The sequence below is a fragment of the Saccharothrix sp. NBAS 001 genome (assembly GCF_056640475.1).
This window is the reverse complement of the sequence record NZ_CM153251.1, coordinates 7,723,596-7,741,618: the sequence shown is the minus strand read 5'-3', so window position 1 is coordinate 7,741,618 and position 18,023 is coordinate 7,723,596. Positions and strand designations below refer to the sequence as shown.

At 71.5% G+C, this 18,023-nt stretch carries 20 protein-coding genes; 12 read left to right on the top strand and 8 right to left on the bottom strand.

Annotated elements, in window-relative coordinates:
* Positions 1-27: 27 nt before the first annotated feature.
* A complete protein-coding gene (locus AC0HI0_RS33905) occupies positions 28-930 on the top strand; it encodes a helix-turn-helix domain-containing protein (RefSeq protein WP_480927546.1) in 903 nt (300 codons plus the stop codon).
* Between the two features lie 19 nt (positions 931-949).
* On the opposite strand, the gene AC0HI0_RS33900 is transcribed toward AC0HI0_RS33905, so the two are convergent.
* The 3 genes from AC0HI0_RS33900 to AC0HI0_RS33890 all read right to left on the bottom strand — a co-directional run bounded on the left by AC0HI0_RS33900 (position 950) and on the right by AC0HI0_RS33890 (position 3,257).
* Positions 950-1,318, bottom strand: a complete 369-nt coding sequence (locus AC0HI0_RS33900; RefSeq protein WP_480927545.1) for a VOC family protein — start codon at positions 1,316-1,318, stop codon at positions 950-952.
* Positions 1,319-1,384: 66 nt separating this feature from the next.
* Positions 1,385-2,599 carry an acyl-CoA dehydrogenase family protein gene (locus AC0HI0_RS33895; RefSeq protein WP_480927544.1) on the bottom strand — a complete coding sequence of 405 codons (1,215 nt, stop codon included), beginning with the start codon at positions 2,597-2,599 and terminating at the stop codon, positions 1,385-1,387.
* A 7-nt stretch (positions 2,600-2,606) separates the two neighbouring features.
* Positions 2,607-3,257 (bottom strand): SCP2 sterol-binding domain-containing protein, encoded by a 651-nt coding sequence (locus AC0HI0_RS33890; RefSeq protein WP_480927543.1) that lies wholly within the window; start codon positions 3,255-3,257, stop codon positions 2,607-2,609.
* Positions 3,258-3,354: 97 nt separating this feature from the next.
* On the opposite strand from AC0HI0_RS33890, the gene AC0HI0_RS33885 reads away from it, so the two are divergent.
* Positions 3,355-4,068 (top strand): TetR/AcrR family transcriptional regulator, encoded by a 714-nt coding sequence (locus tag AC0HI0_RS33885; RefSeq protein WP_480927542.1) that lies wholly within the window; start codon positions 3,355-3,357, stop codon positions 4,066-4,068.
* A 13-nt stretch (positions 4,069-4,081) separates the two neighbouring features.
* Here the strand turns inward: AC0HI0_RS33885 and AC0HI0_RS33880 are convergent, their stop codons facing one another.
* Positions 4,082-4,894 carry a MaoC/PaaZ C-terminal domain-containing protein gene (locus tag AC0HI0_RS33880; protein ID WP_480927541.1) on the bottom strand — a complete coding sequence of 271 codons (813 nt, stop codon included), beginning with the start codon at positions 4,892-4,894 and terminating at the stop codon, positions 4,082-4,084.
* Positions 4,894-6,216, bottom strand: a complete 1,323-nt coding sequence (locus AC0HI0_RS33875) for a 3-oxoacyl-ACP reductase (RefSeq protein ID WP_480927540.1) — start codon at positions 6,214-6,216, stop codon at positions 4,894-4,896. The genes AC0HI0_RS33880 and AC0HI0_RS33875 overlap by 1 nt, the downstream gene beginning before the upstream one ends.
* 84 nt (positions 6,217-6,300) lie before the next feature.
* Here AC0HI0_RS33875 and AC0HI0_RS33870 point away from each other — a divergent pair, with 84 nt between their 5' ends.
* Complete coding sequence (locus AC0HI0_RS33870; RefSeq protein ID WP_480934451.1) at positions 6,301-7,578, top strand: acetyl-CoA C-acetyltransferase; 1,278 nt, start codon at positions 6,301-6,303, stop codon at positions 7,576-7,578.
* Between the two features lie 9 nt (positions 7,579-7,587).
* On the opposite strand, the gene AC0HI0_RS33865 is transcribed toward AC0HI0_RS33870, so the two are convergent.
* Positions 7,588-8,214: an SIMPL domain-containing protein gene (locus tag AC0HI0_RS33865; protein ID WP_480927539.1), complete on the bottom strand. Its 627-nt coding sequence runs from the start codon at positions 8,212-8,214 to the stop codon at positions 7,588-7,590.
* Between the two features lie 132 nt (positions 8,215-8,346).
* Between AC0HI0_RS33865 and AC0HI0_RS33860 the strand changes: the two genes are divergently transcribed.
* The 6 genes from AC0HI0_RS33860 (at position 8,347) to AC0HI0_RS33835 (ending at position 12,325) form a co-directional block, all read left to right on the top strand.
* Positions 8,347-9,540, top strand: a complete 1,194-nt coding sequence (locus AC0HI0_RS33860) for an AAA family ATPase (RefSeq protein ID WP_480927538.1) — start codon at positions 8,347-8,349, stop codon at positions 9,538-9,540.
* 226 nt (positions 9,541-9,766) lie between these two features.
* Positions 9,767-9,913 carry a hypothetical protein gene (locus AC0HI0_RS33855; RefSeq protein WP_015105690.1) on the top strand — a complete coding sequence of 49 codons (147 nt, stop codon included), beginning with the start codon at positions 9,767-9,769 and terminating at the stop codon, positions 9,911-9,913.
* A gap of 452 nt (positions 9,914-10,365) precedes the next feature.
* Positions 10,366-10,740 carry an NYN domain-containing protein gene (locus tag AC0HI0_RS33850; protein ID WP_480927537.1) on the top strand — a complete coding sequence of 125 codons (375 nt, stop codon included), beginning with the start codon at positions 10,366-10,368 and terminating at the stop codon, positions 10,738-10,740.
* A gap of 232 nt (positions 10,741-10,972) precedes the next feature.
* Entirely contained in the window at positions 10,973-11,398 is a 426-nt protein-coding gene (locus tag AC0HI0_RS33845; RefSeq protein WP_480927536.1) for an Imm1 family immunity protein, read from the top strand.
* A 176-nt stretch (positions 11,399-11,574) separates the two neighbouring features.
* Entirely contained in the window at positions 11,575-12,219 is a 645-nt protein-coding gene (locus tag AC0HI0_RS33840) for a GNAT family N-acetyltransferase (RefSeq protein WP_480927535.1), read from the top strand.
* Positions 12,179-12,325, top strand: coding sequence for a hypothetical protein (locus tag AC0HI0_RS33835; RefSeq protein ID WP_480934561.1), 147 nt, complete (start codon positions 12,179-12,181; stop codon positions 12,323-12,325). The genes AC0HI0_RS33840 and AC0HI0_RS33835 overlap by 41 nt, the downstream gene beginning before the upstream one ends.
* 1 nt (position 12,326) lies before the next feature.
* Here AC0HI0_RS33835 and AC0HI0_RS33830 read toward each other — a convergent pair whose 3' ends face one another.
* Positions 12,327-12,893: a PIN domain-containing protein gene (locus tag AC0HI0_RS33830; protein ID WP_480927534.1), complete on the bottom strand. Its 567-nt coding sequence runs from the start codon at positions 12,891-12,893 to the stop codon at positions 12,327-12,329.
* A 3-nt stretch (positions 12,894-12,896) separates the two neighbouring features.
* A complete protein-coding gene (locus tag AC0HI0_RS33825; protein ID WP_480927533.1) occupies positions 12,897-13,379 on the bottom strand; it encodes a helix-turn-helix domain-containing protein in 483 nt (160 codons plus the stop codon).
* A gap of 97 nt (positions 13,380-13,476) precedes the next feature.
* On the opposite strand from AC0HI0_RS33825, the gene AC0HI0_RS33820 reads away from it, so the two are divergent.
* The 3 genes from AC0HI0_RS33820 to AC0HI0_RS33810 all read left to right on the top strand — a co-directional run bounded on the left by AC0HI0_RS33820 (position 13,477) and on the right by AC0HI0_RS33810 (position 18,021).
* Complete coding sequence (locus AC0HI0_RS33820; protein WP_480927532.1) at positions 13,477-15,306, top strand: NHL domain-containing thioredoxin family protein; 1,830 nt, start codon at positions 13,477-13,479, stop codon at positions 15,304-15,306.
* 48 nt (positions 15,307-15,354) lie between these two features.
* Entirely contained in the window at positions 15,355-15,648 is a 294-nt protein-coding gene (locus AC0HI0_RS33815; RefSeq protein WP_480934450.1) for a GroES family chaperonin, read from the top strand.
* Positions 15,649-16,284: 636 nt separating this feature from the next.
* Positions 16,285-18,021 carry a VanW family protein gene (locus AC0HI0_RS33810; protein ID WP_480934449.1) on the top strand — a complete coding sequence of 579 codons (1,737 nt, stop codon included), beginning with the start codon at positions 16,285-16,287 and terminating at the stop codon, positions 18,019-18,021.
* Positions 18,022-18,023: the final 2 nt, after the last annotated feature.

The window sequence follows — 18,023 nt, the reverse complement described above, 5'->3', positions numbered from 1 at the left end:
GTAACTGGAGAGTTCAAGGTGGTCCCCGTGACGCACTACTCGATCGGCCAACTGGCGCGGCTGACCGGCCTGTCCACCCGGACGATCCGGTTCTACTCCGACTCCGGCCTGATCCCCGTGGCGGGGCGGACGGCGGGCGGGTTCCGCACCTACGACCTCGACGGGTTGGCGCGTCTCAAGCTCGTGCGGACACTGCGCGACCTGGGCGTCGACCTGCCCACCGCGCAACGGGTGCTCGCACGTGAGGTGTCCGTGGCCGAGGTGGCCCGGACGCACGCGGAGGCCATCGACGCGCAGATGCGCACGCTCCGGCTGCGCCGGGCCGTGCTGCGCGTGGTGGCCCGGAACGGGGAGGTGGAGGCGGTGCACGAGTTGGCGAGGCTGTCCGAGGAGGAGCGCCAGGCGATCCTGGACGACTTCTTCGACGAGGTCTTCGGCGGTCTGGACATGGAACCGGCGTTCCGCGACCGGATGCGGTCGGCGAAGGTGGAACTGCCGGACGACCCCACGGCCGAGCAGCTGGAGGCGTGGGTCGAACTGGCGAACCTGGTGCGCGACCAGGACTTCCGCGCGTCGATCCGGCGGATGTCCGTGCGGCACCAGGAGTTGCGCGCGCAGGGCGTGGACATGTCCGGTCCGGGGCCGGAGCAGATGGCGGCGTTCCAGTACGCGATGGACCAGGCCGCCGAGGCGCTGGCGGCGGGCGTCGAGCCGGGGTCGGCCGAGGCCGCGCGGTTCGTCGCGCGGATCGACGCGAAGTGGCAGGAGGTGCCGAACCTGCCGAGCGGCCCGGAACTGGCCCGCTGGCTGGGCGAGTTCGGCGACCCGAGGTCGGAGCGCTACTGGATCCTGCTCGCGATCATCAACGGCCGGCCGCCGGTGCCCGACACCTCGTCCCAGCGCACCTGGCTGGCGGCGGCCATCCGCTGAGCGGCCGGTGCCGGAGCGGTCAGTGCCGGACCAGGCAGAACGGGTGGCCCGCCGGATCGGCGAACACCCACCAGCCGTCCGGCGAGTCGTCCAGCAGGACGCCGCCCGACCGCAGGACCTCGGCCTTGCCCAGGCCGAGGTCCGCGACGGTGATGTCGAGGTGGAACTGCTGCGGCCGGGTCGAGTCGGGCCAGGTGGGCGGCACGTGGTCGGCCACCCGTTGGAAGCACAGCACCCCGTTCGCGGTGTGCAACGTCGACCAGTCGGGGTCCAACGACCACCCGCGCCCCGGCACGTCCACCTCACCCCCGAGGATCCCCCGGTAGAACTCGGCGAGCGCCTTGGGCTCCGGACAGTCCAGCACGACGCACTGCAACGTCCCGATCATGCCCGCGACCCTAACCGGGGCGGGGTCGTCCGCGCCCGGAAAAGACCCCGCCCCACCGTGATCGACTCACTTGATGTGGATGCCGGAAATGGCCCTGGCCACCACCAACCGCTGGATCTCCGACGTCCCCTCGAAGATGGTGAAGATCTTCGCGTCCCGGTGCATTCGCTCGACCGGGTGGTCACGGGTGTAGCCGGCACCGCCGAGGATGTGGATCGCGCGCTCGGTCGCCCAGACCGACACCTCGCCCGCCTTGAGCTTCGACATCGAGCCCTCGCCGGCGGTGAACGGGACGTTGTTGCGGCCCATCCACGCCGCCCGCCAGACCAGCAGCCGGGCCGCGTCGATCTCCATCTTGACGTTCGCCAGGTCGAACGCGATCGACTGGTTCTCGATGATCTTGCGGCCGAACGCCTCGCGGTCCTTCGCGTACTCCAGCGAGTACTCGTAGGCCGCCCGCGCCACGCCGACCGCCATCGCGCCGACGGTCGGCCGGGTGGTCTCGAAGGTGGCCATGGCCGCCTGGCCGCCCGCCCGCTGCCCCTCCCGCGCCCGCGCCAACCGCGCGTCCAGCCGCTCCTTGCCGCCCAGCAGGCACCGGCCCGGCACGCGCACGTCGTCCAGGAACACGTCGGCCGTGTGCGACGCCCGCATGCCGTGCTTCTTGATCTTGCCCGGCGACGACAGGCCCTTCGTGCCCGGCGGCACGACGAACCCGGCCTGGCCGCGCGACCCGAGCGCGGGGTCCACCACCGCGGTCACCACGTGCACGTTCGCGATGCCGCCGTTGGTCGCCCACGCCTTCTGGCCGTTGATCACCCACTCGTCGGTGGCCTCGTCGTACACCGCGCGGGTGCGGTAGCCGGCGACGTCGGAGCCCGCCTGCGGCTCGGACGCGCAGAACGCGGCCAGCTTCGGCTCGTCCTCGGTGCCGAAGCACTCCGGCACCCACTCGGCGAGCTGCTCGGGCTCGCCGGACGCGAAGATGCCCGCCGCCGCGAGCCCGGTGCCCATCAGCGCCAGCGCGATGCCGGCGTCACCCCAGAACAGCTCCTCGGTGGCGATCGGCAGCGACAGCCCGATCGGGTCGGCGAACCAGGTGGCCAGCGCCTCGAACCCGTACAGGCCGATCTTCGCCGCCTCCTGGATCACCGGCCACGGGGTCTCCTCCCGCTCGTCCCACTCGGCCGCCGCCGGGCGGATGACCTCCTTCGCGAACCCGTGCACCCAGTCCCGGAGGTCTACCTGGTCCTCGTTCAGCTCCAGCGAAAAGCCGCCCATGTGATCCTCACGCTTTCGGGATGTCGAACAGGCTCATGAACCCCGCCGCGAAACCGAGGTCCCCCTTGACCTTCAGCTTGCCGGTCATGAACAGCACGGGGGCGGACGCGTTGCCGGTGGCCAGCTTGAGGAACTCGACCGGACCCAGCGTGACCGTCGCGCGCGACTCGCGGGTGGCGCCCTTGTTGATAGTGCAGGCCGCGTCCTCGATGATCGCCTCGTACACGTCGTGTCCGCCGTCGCCGAAGCCGCCGGACAGCCGGAAGTGCACCACGGCACGAGTGGCGCCCGCGCGGTCGCTGCGGAAGTGGACCTCCATGCGCCGGAACACCTCGTCGAGCACCCGCTCCCGCAGGCCGGGGCGACCGGTGACGGCGTCGATCTGCTCCTTCGACGCGCGCGAGATGATCCGGGCGAAGTTCTGCGGGTCCATCCTGGCCAGGTCGAGGTCGGCACCCCCGTCGGCGAGGTCGCCGAGCGCGCCGAGCAGGTCGGCGAACTCGTCCTTGCCGAGCTTCTTCGGGTCGATGCCGCGCGCGATGACGTCGATGTCGACGTCCTTGAGCGCGGGGTCCCCGGGATCGACCTGCTTGAGCGTCGAGATCAGCTCCTGCGGGCCGAGCTTCGCGATCGCCTCGGTGGTGAGGTCGACGGTCATGGTGGCACCTCCACTACCTACTCGTAGGTAAGACTACTGGTGAGTAGGTAGTGCGGCAAGGGGTCCGATAATCTTGTCCCAGCCTTCAGGGGGTGTGATGCACGCAGAACAGCCGGTCCGCACCGGTCGGGCCAAGAGACTGCCGCGCGCGGTGCGCGAGCGGCAGATCCTGGACGCGGCCGTGGACGTCTTCTCGCGGCTGGGGTTCCACGCCGCGTCGATGGACGAGATCTCCGAGGTCGCGGGCATCTCCAAACCCATGCTGTACGCCTACCTGGGCTCCAAGGAGGAGCTGTTCGCCACCTGCATCCGGCGCGAGGCCACCCGCATGATGGAGGCCATCGCGAACGGCGTGGAGGCCGACCAGCCGCCGGACGTCCAGCTGTGGAGCGGCCTGCGGGCGTTCTTCGGGTTCGTCGGCGGCAACCGGCCGAGCTGGCAGGTGCTGCACCGGCAGGCGTCCTCGCAGGGCGGTCCGTTCGCCGCGGAACTCGCCGACATGCGCGGCCGGGCGATCAGCCTGGTGGCGGCGCTGCTGGTGCACTCGGGCGAGTTCCCCGACGTGCCCCGGGCGGGTGACAAGGAGGCCGAATCGCTGGCCGCCGCCCTGGTCGGCGCGGGCGAGTCGCTGGCCGACTGGTGGCTGGACAACCCCGAGGAACCCGCCGGCGTGGTCGCCGCCCGGCTGATGAACCTGGTCTGGATGGGCTTCGGCGACCTGGTCGCGGGCAACGTCTGGCACCCGCCGACCCGACGGGCGCCCGAACCGCCTGAACCGCCGGAGGAGCCCGGGGCCGCGAAGCTGCCCTGATCCCGGCGCGGTCCTAGCCGCGCAGCTCGCCCTCCAGGTGGGGGCGGTGCGACCACAGCGCGAACCGCCACCCGTCACCGGTCGGGGAGGCGGAGAAGTCGACCGACCCCGGCAGCGGGATCGGGGCCTTGAAGCGCACGTCCACCGCGCAGGCGTCCGGCAGCCTGCCCTCGAACGCCGCCACGCAGCGCGCCTTCGACCACATCCCGTGCGCGATCGCCCGGGGGAAGCCGAACGCGCGCGCGGTCAGCGCGTGCAGGTGGATCGGGTTGCGGTCGCCGGACACGGCCGCGTACCGCCGGCCGGTGTCGCCGGGCACCCGCCACCGCCCGGTCGGCGCGGGCGGCTCCGGGCGCTCGCCCGAGGACTCGCCGGACGACCCGCCGCTCCCGCCGTCGCGCCGGAGATATGTCGACACGTCGACCCAGACCTCCTCGCCGTCGACCGACGCCGTCGAGCGCACGTCGAACTGCTGCCCGCGCTCGTGCGGGCGCAGGTTCGCCAGCGACACGCGCACGTCCAACGGCTCGTCCGCGCGCAGCGGCCGGGTGCGGGTGATCCGGTTCGCCACGTGCACCAGGCCCGGCAGCGGGAACGGGAACCCGCGCCCGGTCATCAGCTCGACCTGGGCCGGGAACGCCAGCACGTGCGGGTAGGTCAGCGGCAGCTCCTCGCCCACCCCGAACCCGCAGACCTGGCCGTAGGCGGCGAGGTGGGCGCGGTCGACGGTGGTCCGGAACGACTTCTCGGCGGTGGGTAGCGCGGACCCGCGCCGGGTGAACCCGGTCAGCGCGGCCTTCGCGTACAGCCAGGTCAGGTTCGCCATCACGCCCCCAGCAGGCTCTGCCCGCAGACCCGCACGACGTTGCCGTTCACGCCCGCCGACGCGGGGTGGGCGAACCACGCGACGGTCTCCGCGACGTCCACCGGCAGCCCGCCCTGGGACAGGCTGTTCATCCGCCGCCCGGCCTCGCGGATGAACAACGGCACGGCGGCGGTCATCTTCGTCTCGATGAAGCCGGGCGCGACCGCGTTCGCCGTCGTGCCGGTGCCCTCGACCTGCTCGGCCAGCGCGTCCACCAGGCCGATCACGCCGGCCTTGGTGGTGGCGTAGTTGGTCTGGCCGACGTTGCCCGCGATGCCCGCGATGGACGAGACGCCGACGACCCGCCCGTTCGGCCGCAGCACGCCGCCGTCGAGCAGCGCCTGGTCGACCCGCTCCTGGCAGGCGAGGTTCACCTGCACCACGGCGTCCCAGCGCTCCTCGTCCATCCGGCCGAGCGTCCGGTCCCGGGTGATGCCCGCGTTGTGCACGACGACGTCCACGCCGCCGTGCCGCTCGGTCAGGTGGCCCGCGATCCGCGCGGGCGCGTCGGGCGCGGTGATGTCGAGCTGGAGGGTCGAACCGCCGATCCCGTTGGCGACGGCGGCCAGCTCGGCGCCCTGACCGGGCACGTCGAGGCACACGACGTGCGCGCCGTCGCGGGCCAGCACCCGGGCGATGGCCGCGCCGATGCCCCGCGCCGCGCCGGTGACCAGCGCGACCTTGCCCGCGAGCGGCGTCGACCAGTCGTCGGGGGCCTCGACCGGGCCCGCGCCGATCCGGATCACCTGGCCGGACACGTACGCCGAGCGCCCGGACAGCAGGAACCGCAGGGTCGACTCGACGTTGCCCTCCGCGCCCTCGGCGACGTAGACGAGCTGCGCCGTGCCGCCGCGCTTGAGTTCCTTGCCCACGCTGCGGGTGAAGCCCTCCAGCGCGCGCTGCGCGATCCGCGAGGCGGCCGACGCGGGTGGCGTGCCGAGCACCACGACCCGTCCGCACGGGCCGAGCGAGCGGATCACCGGGTGGAAGAAGCCGTGCAGGTCGCGGAGGTCTTCGACGCGCTCGATGCCGGTCGCGTCGAACACCAGCGCGCCGGGCCGCCCGGCGCTGTCGGCCGTGGCGGCGGTGACGTCCAGGCCGGTGGACGCCAGGGTCGCGCGGACCGGCTCGACCAGCCGTCCCCGGCCGCCGAGCAGCACCGGGCCGTCGAGCGCGGGGCCGGCGGGCGTGTGCCGGCGCAGCGGGTGGGGGTCGGGCAGGCCGAGCTTGCCGACGACGAACCGTCCGATCCCGGACCTGGCGAACGACTGGTAGCGATCCATGCGCACATCACACTCCCTACTCGATAGTAAGTCTACTGATGAGTAGGTAAGATGGTCGTCACACGACCGCACCTGGAGGACGACATGGCCGACATCCGGAGGGTTGCCGTCCTCGGCGGCAACCGCATCCCCTTCGCCCGTTCCGACGGCCCGTACGCCGTCGCGTCCAACCAGGACATGTTCACCGCCGCGCTCGACGGCCTGGTCGGCCGCTTCGCGCTGCGGGGCGAACGCCTCGGCGAAGTGGTCGGCGGCGCCGTGCTCAAGCACAGCCGGGACTTCAACCTGGTGCGCGAGTCGGTGCTGGGCAGCGCGCTGTCGGCCGAGACCCCCGGCTACGACCTCCAGCAGGCGTGCGGCACCGGGTTGCAGGCGGTGATCGCGGTGGCGAACAAGATCGCGCTCGGCCAGGTCGAGTCCGGCATCGCGGGCGGGGTCGACACCACCAGCGACGCGCCCATCGGCGTCAACGAGGACCTGCGCGGCGTCCTGCTGGAGTTCAACCGGGCGCGCGGCGCGGTGGCCAGGCTCAAGGCGGTGGCCAGGTTGCGGCCCGGGCACGTCGTGCCCGACATCCCCCGCAACGGCGAACCGCGCACCGGCCTGTCCATGGGCGAGCACGCCGCCATCACCGCGCGCGAGTGGGACATCGCGCGCGAGGAGCAGGACGAACTGGCCGCCGCCAGCCACCGCAACCTGGCCGCCGCGTACGACCGGGGCTTCTTCGACGACCTGGTGACCCCGTTCCAGGGCCTGACCCGCGACCAGAACCTGCGCCCGGACTCGTCGGTGGAGAAGTTGGCGAAGCTCAAGCCGGTCTTCGGCCGGGGCGAGGGCGCGACCATGACGGCGGGCAACTCCACGCCGTTGAGCGACGGGGCGTCCACGGTGCTGCTGGCGAGCGAGGAGTGGGCGGCGGCCCGCGGCCTGCCGGTGTTGGCGTACCTGACGTTCACCGAGACCGCGGCGGTCGACTACGTGCACGGCGGCGAAGGTCTGCTGATGGCCCCCGCGTACGCCGTGCCGAAGATGCTCGCGCGGGCCGGCCTTTCGTTGGGGGACTTCGACTTCTACGAGATCCACGAGGCGTTCGCGTCGCAGGTGCTGGCCACGCTCAAGGCGTGGGAGGACGCGGACTTCGGCAAGGCCAGGCTCGGCCTGGACGGCCCGCTGGGCTCCGTCGACCGCGCGAAGCTGAACGTCAACGGCTCGTCCCTGGCGGCCGGCCACCCGTTCGCGGCGACCGGGGCGCGAATCGTGGCCACGCTGGCGAAACTCCTGTCCGAACGCGGCTCGGGCCGGGGCCTGATCTCCATCTGCGCGGCCGGCGGCCAGGGCGTGACGGCCATCCTCGAACGCTGACCGGCCCGGCTAGCTGAGCAGGACCCAGGTGGCCGTGCAGCGGACCGTCACGACGATCTGCTGCGCCTCCAGGTTCAGCTCGTCCATCCGGGGCCCGTCGCCGACCGAACCGCCGTAGGCCGCCATCGCGCGCCCCGGCGACGCCTCCGCCGCCCACGCCTCCCCGTCGCCGTCCGAGATGCGCAGCAGCGATCCCAGCCGCGCGCCCAACGCTTCCGCGTACCCCTCGGCCCGCCGGCGGTTGTCGGCCACGGCCTCGCGCTGCGCCTCGCGGATCGCGTCGGCGTCGTCGGCGAGCTGCCAGCTCGGCCCGTTCAGCCACGTCGGCTCGGCGGCGACCAGCGTCGCCAGCACGTCGTCGAGCTGGGTCAGGTCGTCGACGCGCAGCACGTACTGCTGCGCCGCGCGGCTGCCCGCCCGCTGCTGCCCGTCCCAGTTGTCGTGCACGTTGAGCTGCCGCGAGCGCACCTCCACGCCCGGCCGTTCCAGCGCCGGTTCGACGGCCGCGACCCGCCTGGTCAGCAGGTCCACCGCCTCGTTGCGGGTCGTGCCCACGGTCTCGAAGTTCACCTGCACCTCGGCCCGGTCGGCGGTGCGCTCTACCTTGCCGGTGCCCTTGGTCACGACTTCAGCCACGGGGCCCAGCCAACCCGCCCACCGGAGCATGCGCAACGATAAGCAGATCTAGTCAATTCACTAGACAACCGGATACGACGGGACACGCGCCGAGTATTGGATCCGCCGTAGACACCTCGATACCGTCCGAGGATGGACCCGGTCCGCAACCCGTTCGCCCCCGGCGCGGGGCAGCGCCCGCCCGAACTCGCCGGGCGGGACAAGGAACTCGGCGCGTTCGACGTCGTCCTCGAACGGGTGGCGCGGGGCCGGCCGGAGCGCAGCCTCGTGCTCACCGGCCTGCGCGGCGTCGGCAAGACCGTGCTGCTCGGCGAGTTGCGCTCGATGGCGGTCAAGCGCGGGTGGGGCGCGGGCAAGATCGAGGCGCGGCCGGAGGCGGGGCTGCGCCGCCCGCTGTCGGCCGCGCTGCACCGGGCGATCCGGGACCTGGCCGTGCGGCACCGCGCGCCGGACCGGGTGGAGGCCGTGCTGGGCGTGCTGAAGGCGTTCGCGCTGCGCGCCAACCCGGACGACGCGAAGCTGCGCGACCGCTGGCAGCCGGGCATCGACGTGCCCGCCGCGCAGGGCCGGGCCGACTCCGGCGACATCGAGATCGACCTGGTGGAGCTGTTCACCGAGGTCGCGGAGCTGGCGCAGGACGTGGGCACGGGGGTCGCGCTGCTCATCGACGAGATGCAGGACGTGCCGCCGGACGACATCTCGGCGCTGTGCGCGGCCTGCCACGAGCTGTCCCAGTCCGGTGCGCCGCTGGTCGTCGTCGGGGCCGGGCTGCCGCACCTGCCGGCCGTGCTGTCCGCGTCCAAGTCGTACTCCGAGCGGCTGTTCCGGTACGTGCGGATCGACCGGCTGTCCCGGGAGGACGCCGACCGGGCGGTGCTCGCGCCCGTGGAGCGGGAGGAGGCGGGCATCGCGGAGGAGGCGCTGGACGCCCTGTTCGACGCCTCCGGCGGCTACCCGTACTTCATCCAGGCGTACGGCAAGGCCGCGTGGGACGCCGCGCCCGCCGACCCGATCACGCCGCTGGACGTCGCGGTGGCCGCGCCGGAGGCGGACGCGGAGTTGGCGGTGGGGTTCTTCGGGTCGCGCTACGAGCGCGCCACGCCCGCCGAGCGGGAGTACCTGCGGTCGATGGCGGAGCTGACCGACGGCAAGGACGCGGGTGTGAACACCGCGCAGGTCGCCGAGCACCTTGGTCGCAAGCCGTCGTCGTTGTCGCCCGCGCGGGACAGCCTCATCAAGAAAGGGCTGGTCTACAGCGCGGAACGCGGCCAGATCGCGTTCACCGTGCCGCACTTCGGGCGCTTCCTGCTCGGGCGCGAGGACTGATCCGGGACTGCGCTGCGCTCCCCGGCGGGCACGCTGGGTGGCGGTCTTCGAGCTGTCCGGTCTAGCTAGGTGTCTGCCAGGCGAATCGTAGGGGCCGTTCAGGTAGCGACCGGAGATTCATCGGTATGTGCCCCACCTCACCGGATAATCGGGTGCTTTTGCTGCTCGGAGGGTGCATACTTGAGGCACACCACCGAGAGAGACCGTTGAGAGGGATGAACCCCCGATGAACTTCACTGCGAAGCTCCGCGCTCGTCGTGTCGAGGCTCGCAACCGCAAGGCTGTCGCCCGTGCGATCGAGATGGCGCCCACCCCGGCGATGCGTCACGAGCTCATGGCGATCGCGCAGTCCCAGGTGACCACCCTCCGCTGAAACCTCCGCGCTGAGCCGGCAACCCGATCGACACCGGGTACACGCCCCGCCGGCTCGCGCGCGTGGCGAAGGGGGAACGTCGAAGGCCCTGTCGCACCTCCCGCGCGACAGGGCCTTCGACTATCGTCGAGCCAGTTGAAACGTGATCTGTGTCACACTCGATAGGGGGTGTAACAGTCCACGATCGTGTCTCGATGTTCCTGGTGACCCCGCGATGCTGTCGGACCCCCGACCTGGCAGCACCGCGGGGTTTCCCATATCTCCCCCGACTGCTCTTCGCTAGGACATGTCCGGACTACTTGGACGTGGCAGAGCCGGTCCAGGTGTCGTCCTGTCTACGGGCACGCCTCATCATCACTATCCCCCTGAATGTGTCTTGTCCCCCATGGACACCATCCATGGTGCCACCGGGGTACGACAGTTTTTTGAGGGTTTGCTGAGAGCATGGGCCGATGAGCCTCCCGCTCTTGGTGGTTGACGCCGCAAATGTCATCGGATCCGTGCCCGACGGCTGGTGGCGCGACCGCGCCGCAGCGGCCGAAAAACTGCGAAACGCCCTGGTGGAAGTGGGTGCGCAGGGGGTCCCGGGGTTCGCCACCGGACCGCTGGAGGTGGTCCTCGTGGTGGAAGGCAAAGCCCGCCACGTGCAGTCGATACCCGGCGTCCGTGTGGTCTCCGCCACGTCCTCCGGAGACGACGCCGTGGTCGATGTAGTCCGTTCCGAAGCCCCCGACCGCCTTACTGCGGTCGTAACGGCGGACCGCGAACTCCGCCGCCGGGTCACCGAACTCGGCGCGTCCGTCCTGGGTCCACGTTCCGTGCGCTGACGACCCCGCTCCGCAACAATGCGACGCAGGCCACACCCCTTCTCGGAGATACCCGGGCACGCGCAGGTTCCGCGTTTTCCCAGTGCCTTCCGCGCCACTTCTTCGCGCTCGCCGAACGCCCGTCGAAGGCGACCGGACCGCGCGCGGACTTCGGCATCACGCAGAAGCCCGGCCCGCCCGTCCGCCGTGCGAGGCTTGCCCGCCGGCCGACCACGAGCTGCCGAGGAGAGGGATGGGCTTCACCGCGACCTGGGTCGTCTACGACCCGGCGGAGGTACCCGAGGACGGCGACCTGTTCGCCGAAACCCCACAGGACGTGGACCGCCTGGTCACCCTGCTGTCCGACCCGAACGCGGGGGCCGCGATGGTCGTCCACGCGCACCGGCCGCCCGTGGTGTCCGAGTTCAGCGGCAACGTGGTCCCGGACCACCTGCTGTGGGCACTGGTCCACGGCGGCTTCGGCTACCTCGTCCACCACGACGCCGACCACACCCCGTGCGCGCTCGTCGGCGACCCGACGTCCGCGCCGCACCACTACGACTACACCGACTTCGAGGCGGGCACCGGCGTCCCGCTAGCCCTGTTCGCCCGTGCCCTCAAGGAGTTCCTGGCCACGGCCGAACGTCCAACCTGCGTCGAGTGGCGGGAAACCGACTAGCGGCGGTGGTCCTCCGGTTGCGGCGAGGCCCCTGTCGATCGCCCGTGGACGGACGGGGGTCGGCTCAACACCGGTGGCACAGAGTTGGTGCCAGGCCCAGCGTCCTGCTTGCCTGCCGACTCGGCGTGCCCACCGTGACCATCCGTAGCCGGGGCAACGCAAGCCGGAATTGTCGGATGCCGTTGTTACGTTGCCCCGCCAGGCAAAGCAGCGTGAGGGGAGCACCAGTGGTACAGGTGGCACTGCGGTTGATCGAGGACACGGACCTCGACACGTTGTTCGACCAGATGCGTGACCCGGAGTCGGTCCGGATGGCTGCCTTCACCGCCGAGGACCCCGACGACCGCGAAGCGTTCGACGCCCACATGTCGAAGTTGCGGACCTCTCCCGACATCACCCTGCGCGCGGTGACCAGTGACGGGCGGCTCGTCGGCAGCATCTCCAGCTTCGTCATGGAGGGCGACACGGAGATCACCTACTGGATCGACCGTTCGGCGTGGGGACGAGGGATCGCCAGTCGAGCCCTCACCCTGCTCCTGGAGACGGTTGCGGTCCGGCCCGTGTACGCCCGCGCCGCCGCCGACAACCCCGGATCACTCAGGGTCCTGCAGAAGGCGGGCTTCGTGATCATCGGCACCGAGATCTCCTACGCCCCGGCACGGAACGCCGAAATCGAGGAAGCCGTCCTGCGTCTCGACCGGTCACCAGGCCGGTCCTCGGCGGTCTCCCAGTCGACGGGAGCGGGAGCACCGGGTGCGGGGTCTCGTGTTGACTGTCGGTGTGACGTCGGCAAAGCGCCGCGCGAGGGTTCGCGCACCTGAACTCGTCGGTCGTGGCTGGCTCAACACCGGCGGGCAGGAGGTCCGCCTCAAGGACCTGCGCGGCAAGGTCGTCCTGCTCGACTTCTGGACCTTCTGCTGCCAGTAGGTCAACTTCTCCAATCGGGGAGGTCCTGCCGGCACGTCGCCGCGAACCTGGCGCATCCGTGTCCCTCGCCGGCGAGCACGTCCAGCAGGTCACCCACGGATCGTGGATGCCGTCGGTAGCGGGACACCTGTCGCCGCAACGACGAGTGGATCACGTTCGGGTACAAGTCCAGCTGATCCAGCAGGAAGTCGTCCTGATGTACGGCCGTGAGGTTGTACGGTCGGAGCGCGCCTTCTGGGAAGTCCTTCAGGTTCTCCGTCACGAGGACTTCGGCGCCGCCCCGGACCGCTGCCGCCAGGACGTGCCGGTCCTTGGGGTCGTTCTCCATCGAGTCGATCAGGTGCTCGTAGCCGAGGACCTTGGCATCGGGGAAGTGGGCGGTCATCTGGTCGATGCGATGGGCCACCTGGCTTGCGGTCGCGCCGCGCTTGCGCAGGTTGCGGTCGAGTTCGGTGAGCACCCCCGCCGACCAGAGCGGTCGGAAAGCCCCGCACTCGGCGACGCTCAGGAGCGTGTCGCACAGGTAGGGCTTGAGCAGCACACAGGTGTCGAGGAAGACGGGGAACAAAGATCACCTGTGCTCGTCCATCGGCATCCGCTCGAACGGAGTGTCCAAGGGCAGGTCGTACAAGCCGTCGTCCTCGCCGTCCCGGACCATCTCGTCCAAGCCGACCGCGCGTGCGCGGCGCGCGCGGTCCCGGTACGCGAGCAGGTCCGCCAGCAGGATCCGGCGATGGCGGTTCGGCTGCTCGTACGGGATCTCTCCCGCTTCCAGCAGGCGCACCAGCGTCGGCCGGGAGACCCCCAGCAGTTGCGCGGCCTCGCTCGTGGTCAGCACGGTGTGCTGGGGGGCCACTGTGATCGCCAGCCCCTGGGACATCGCGGTCACGACGCTGCGGAGCACGTCGAACACCTCGGACGGCAGGTCCAGGCGAGTGCCGTCCGGTGCGAGCAGAGCGGCGGTCCCCGGGCGCGCCAGGGCTGCGACCCAGGACGACAGCGCTTCCGGCTTCGTCGGCGGCAGCAGCGTGCGTTCCCCCACGGTGGCTGTCATGTTCCCAGGCTAGCGCAAAACGAACAAAACGAAAGCAGTGTCATTCACATGGTGGACGCCGAAATACCGGCAAGTGGACCTGGTGTTCACTTCCGATGTGACGACCGCACACCGACGCCGTGCCCGTGTCCGCGCCCCCGAACTCGTCGGCCGCGCCTGGCTCAACACCGGCGACCGGCCCGTCACCCTCGCCGACCTGCGCGGCAAGGTCGTCCTGCTCGACTTCTGGACCTTCTGCTGCATCAACTGCCTGCACGTCCTGGACGAACTGCGCCCCCTCGAAGCCGAGCACCCGGACGTCCTGGTCACCATCGGCGTCCACTCGCCGAAGTTCGTCCACGAAGCCGACGCCGACGCGCTCAAGGCCGCCGTCGAGCGCTACGAGGTGCACCACCCCGTCCTGGACGACCCCGACCTCACCACCTGGCAGAACTACGCCGTCAAAGCCTGGCCGACGCTCGTCGTGGTCGACCCCGAGGGCTACGTGGTGCACGTCGCCGCCGGCGAGGGGCACGTCGACGCCCTGCGCCAGATCGTCGGCGAACTCGTCCGCGAGCACGAGGCCAAGGGGACGCTGCACCGCGGTGACGGTCCGTACGTCCCGCCGGCCCCAGCCGACACCGAACTCCGGTTCCCGGCGAAGGCCCTGCTCACGCCCACCGGCACGCTCCTGGTCAGTGACTCCGCCCACCACGGTCTGGTCGAGCTGGACACCGACGGCGAAACCGTCCTGCGCCGGATCGGCACCGGCGAGCGGGGGCGTCGCGACGGCCTCGCACCGACCTTCTCCGAGCCCGCCGGCCTCGCGCTGCTCCCGCCGCACGTCGCCGCCGCGGTCGGCTACCACGTGGTGGTCGCCGACACGGTCAACCACCTGCTGCGCGGCCTGAACCTGGACACCGGCGAGGTCACCACCGTCGCGGGGACCGGCGAGCAGTGGCGCGACGGCGCGACGGGCGGGCCCGCGCTCGACGTCGACCTCACCAGCCCGTGGGACGTGGCCTGGTGGGAGCCCGCCGGGGGCGTGGTGGTCGCGCTGGCCGGCAACCACACGCTCGGCCTGTTCGAGCCGCTGGACCAGCGCGTGCAACGGCTCGCGGGCACCACGGTCGAAGGGCTCGCCGACGGCCCGTTCGCCGACGCCTTCTTCGCCCAGACCTCCGGCCTGGCCGCCGCCGGCGACCGGCTCTGGCTGGTCGACTCCGAGACCTCCGCCCTGCGCTACCTGGAGGACGGCCGGGTGCACACGGCCGTCGGCAAGGGCCTGTTCGACTTCGGCCACCGGGACGGCGAGGCCGACCAGGCGCTCCTCCAGCACCCGCTGGGCGTGGCGGTGCTGCCGGACGGCTCGGTCGCCGTCGCGGACACCTACAACGGCGCGGTCCGCCGCTACGACCCGGCGACCGGCGAGGTCGGCACGGTCGCCGCGGACCTCGCCGAGCCGTCCGACGTGCTGTTCGTCGACGGCGAACTGGTCGTCGTCGCCTCCGCCGCGCACCGCCTGGAACGGCCTGTCGCCCCCGGCACGAAGGTGCTCGGCGAGGCGCACAAGGTGCGCCGCCCGCCGACCGCGCTGGCCCCCGGCGACCTGGAGCTGACGGTGGTGTTCACCCCGCCGGCGGGTACCAAACTGGACGACCGCTACGGCCCGTCCACCCGCTTGGAGATCACCAGCTCGCCGCCGGAGCTGCTGGCCGCCGGCGCGGGCGCGGGCACGGACCTGACCCGGTCGCTGCGCATCGCGGAGGGCTTCACCGAGGGCGTGCTGCACGTCGTGGCGCAGGCCGCGAGCTGCACCGACGACCCGTCCGTGGAGCACCCCGTGTGCAAGCTCACGCGTCAGGACTGGGGTGTTCCGGTCCGCATCAGTGCGGACGGCCCCCACCGGCTGCCCCTGATGATGGGCGGGCTGGACGAGGGCGCCTGACGCGGCACGTAGACTCTGCTGGTGCCCGATGTCAAGCTTGAGATCCAGATGCTGCACGACCGCGTCATGGTGCGGATCTCCCCGGAGGACGGTGAGCGCCGCAGCAGCGGCGGCATCGTGATCCCGGCGACCGCGCAAATGGCCAAGCGCCTGGCTTGGGGCGACGTCCACGGCGTCGGCACGAACGTGCGACACGTGAAGGTGGGCGACCGGGTGCTGTTCAACCCGGAGGACCAGTACGAGGTCGAGGTGCAGGGCGCGACCTACCTGGTGCTCCGGGAACGGGACGTGCACGCGATCGCGAGCGAGCGGACCGACCACAGGTCCGGTCTCTACCTCTGAACCACCCTGAAGTGACCACCCAGAAGTGATCGACGCGTGACGCCGGTCGGGTAAGCAGTCCCGGGAACTTGCGGAGAGGCAAGAGGGGGAGCGGTGCCGGAGAACCAGCGACCGGAGTACGACGCTGAGCGGACCAGGGCGTTCGAGCCCGTCCGCCCGTCGGGCACCGCTTCGGAGCGCACGACGCAGATCGCCGCGTCCTCGGTCCAGGAGGCCGCCTGGCCGACCGAGGACGCGTGGCCGCAGGAGGAGCCGGACGAGCCGGCCCCCACGCCGTCGAGGCCGTCGTCCGGGCCGAGCGCCGACCCGTCGGACGCGCGGTCCTCCGCCCCGACGGTGCGCAACGTGCCGCCCTCGGACGCGACCCGGATCCTGTCCGACGAGTCGACGCGCAACCTCACGCCGCCCGACGCGATCACGCACAAGCTCACCCCGCCCGCCGAGCCCGCCCGGACCCCGGTGCCGGCCGCCGAGGAGACCCGGGCGATCCCGCCGGTCGACGCGACCCGGGCGTTCCCCGCCGGGAAGGTCTCCGAGAACGCCCGCGCGGACAACCCGCGCAACCCGACGCCGTCGGAGGAGACCACGGTCTTCGCCGCGCCGGTGTCCGCGCCCGAGGCGACCGTGCTCGGCCCGATGATGGTCGACGAGGAGACCGAGGCCGAGGAGACCGACCAGCGCCGCAAGAGTCGCCGCAAGCTGATCATCGTCGCGGCGGGCGTGCTCGGCTTCCTGGCTGTGCTCTACGGCGCGGACATCGCGCTGTCCAGCGGGAACGTGCCGCGCGGGGTCACCGTGGCGGGCGTCGACGTCGGAGGGATGAGCCACAGCGCCGCCGAGCAGAAGCTGCGCGACCAGATCGGCCCGCGCCTGGCGCAGCCGGTGAAGACCCAGGCGGGCGACGTGAGCACCGAGTTCGACCCCAAGGCCGCGGGCCTGGAGCTGGACTGGAACGCCACCCTGGACCGCGCCGGCGACCAGCCGTTGTCCCCCGTCACCCGGGTGACCTCGTTCTTCACCTCGCGCGAGGTCGGCATCGCGACCCGCAGCGACGGCGCCAAGCTGACCGCCGCGCTGGAGGCGCTGCGCGCCAAGACCGACCACGACCCGGCCGAGGGCACCATCCGGTTCGAGGGCGCGAGCCCGGTGGCCGTGGACCCGAAGCAGGGCCAGAAGCTGGACGTGACGGCCGCGTCGGAGAAGCTGCTGGCGTCCTGGGCGGACGGCGGCACGGTCGACCTGCCGGTCGGCACGACCCCGGTGAAGACGACCAAGGAAGGCGTCCAGAAGGCGCTCGAAGAGGTCGCCAAGCCCGCCACCGCCGCGCCCGTGCTGATCAAGGGCGAGGGCAAGGACGCGACCCTCACGCCCGAGCAGCTCGCCGCGACCCTGGTGTTCGAGCCCGCCGAGGACGGCGGGCTTACCGCCAAGGTCGACAACAACAAGGTGATCGAGGCGGCCGGCCCGCAGCTCAAGGACACCGAGAAGGAGGGCAAGGACGCCGAGATCGTGTTCGACGGCGGCCGGCCCACCGTGAAGGAGTCCGTGGACGGCCTGGGCGTCGACTGGGACAAGTCCCTGGCGACCTTCCTGGACGTGCTCAAGAGCAAGGACAAGCGCGAGATCAAGGCGGAGTACAAGCACACGCCCGCCAAGGTCACCACCGAGCAGGCGAACAAGATGGGCATCAAGGAGGTCATCGGCGAGTTCCAGACCGGTGGCTTCGCCGCCGACTCGGGCACCAACATCCGGGTCGTCGCGGAGAAGGTGAACGGCGCGATCGTCAAGCCGGGCGAGACGTTCTCGCTCAACGAGTACACCGGCCCGCGCGGCACCGCCCAGGGCTACGTCGAGGCGGGCATCATCGAGAACGGCGCCCCGGGCCGCGCGGTCGGCGGCGGCATCTCGCAGTTCGCCACCACGCTGTACAACGCGGGCTACCACGCGGGCATGAAGGACGCGGGCCACAAGGAGCACAGCTACTGGATCTCGCGCTACCCGGCGGGCCGCGAGGCCACGGTGTTCATGGACAACGCGGGCAACAGCCTGATCGACATCAAGTTCGCCAACCCGGACGACACGGGCATCGCGATCCAGACCATCTGGACGCCGTCCTCGATCAAGATCGTCCTGTGGGGCACCAAGAACTACGACGTCTCGGGCTCCACCAGCGAGCAGTCGAACTTCACCGACCCGAACGAGATCAAGAAGGCCACCACGCCGTGCGTGGCCAGCGCCGGCGCGCGCGGCTTCACGGTCACCGACACCCGGACGATCAAGGACCGCCGCACCGGCCAGTCCCGCTCGGAGTCGCGCACGGTGCGCTATGACCCGTCGCCGAAGATCGTCTGCGAGGCCCCGCCCGCGGGGTAGCC